We start from the raw sequence: 1,051 nt of genomic DNA, 5'->3' as shown, positions 1-1,051 counted from the left end.
GACCAGCCGCGCCCGCCCTGCCCGGTCGAGCCGGTGCAGCCGGCTCGCCAGCAGCGGCCCGAAGAACGCGTTCTGCAGCGAGGCCAGCAGCGCGATCGCGTTCGACGCGAGGATGAACGCGCCGTACTCCACCGCCGCCGCGTGGCGGATCAGCAGCAGCCCGATCGCGAAGCTCGCGGCCGACAGCACCGCCTGGCTGACGACCGAGCTGCTGAACAGCCGCGCGACCRCCAGGTGCCGGCGCCGGGCCTCGGCCACCGCCCCGTTCACGGCAGCTCCCGCTTCGTCCTCACCCATTCGGCGCTGTCGCGCGCCCGCAGCACCAGCAGCAGCTTCCACAGCACGAACGACGGCGCGCGCAGCAGGTCGAGCAGGCCGCGTACCCCGACGCCGCTGAGCTGCCAGCCGCGCAGCACGTAGGCGACGAGGCTCGCGACACAGCCCGCCGCGAGCCACAGCCAGCCCTGCGCCGCCGGATCCCACGCCCACGCGAGGCCCGCCGCCACGAGCAGCAGCACGGCGCTCGCGCCCAGTTGCGACAGGGGCAGCACCAGCAGGTCGAGCGCGAGGTCCAGGCAGACCGCGCCATCGGTCCGCAGGGCCGCGCGCAGCAGCGGCCGCACGCGCGCGCGCACCAGCTGCCGGCGCCCGGTTTCCCAGCGCAGGCGCTGGCTCGCGGCGGCCTCGTCGCCCGACACCATCAGCCCGTCGGCACGCGCCTCGTCGGCATAGTGCACGCGCTGCCCGGCCAGGCCGAGGGCGATGCCGTACTCGATGTCCTCGGCCAGTCCGAAGGCGCGGTACGGCACCTGGCGCAGCAGGCGGTGCGTCACGCACCAGCCGTTGCCGCGCAGGCCGCACGACAGCCGCAGCCGCTCGCGGGCGCGCGAGCGCAGGCGATGGAAGCACGACAGCGCGATCGCCATCAGCCGCGTGCGCCACGAGGCCTGCGCGTTCAGCACGCCGTGGCAGGCCTGCACCGCCCTCGCGCCGGCCTCGATGCGCGCCGCGAAGGCTTCCAGCAGGTTGGGCGACACCTCGGTATCGGCAT

The 1,051-nt window shown here is 75.2% G+C and carries 1 protein-coding gene and 1 pseudogene; both read right to left on the bottom strand.

The window, feature by feature from the left end:
• Positions 1 to 270: pseudogene (locus AC1D15_RS33970) on the bottom strand (hypothetical protein); the annotation flags it as partial.
• On the bottom strand, positions 267 to 1,051 hold a 785-nt coding region (locus tag AC1D15_RS33965), incomplete at its 5' end, for a glycosyltransferase family 2 protein (RefSeq protein WP_477829534.1). The pseudogene AC1D15_RS33970 and the gene AC1D15_RS33965, both read right to left, overlap by 4 nt.

Source organism: Rhizobacter sp. P2_H2 (assembly GCF_056403375.1).
Note: the sequence above shows the minus strand (reverse complement) of the source record. Positions and strands in the feature narration are given on the sequence as shown.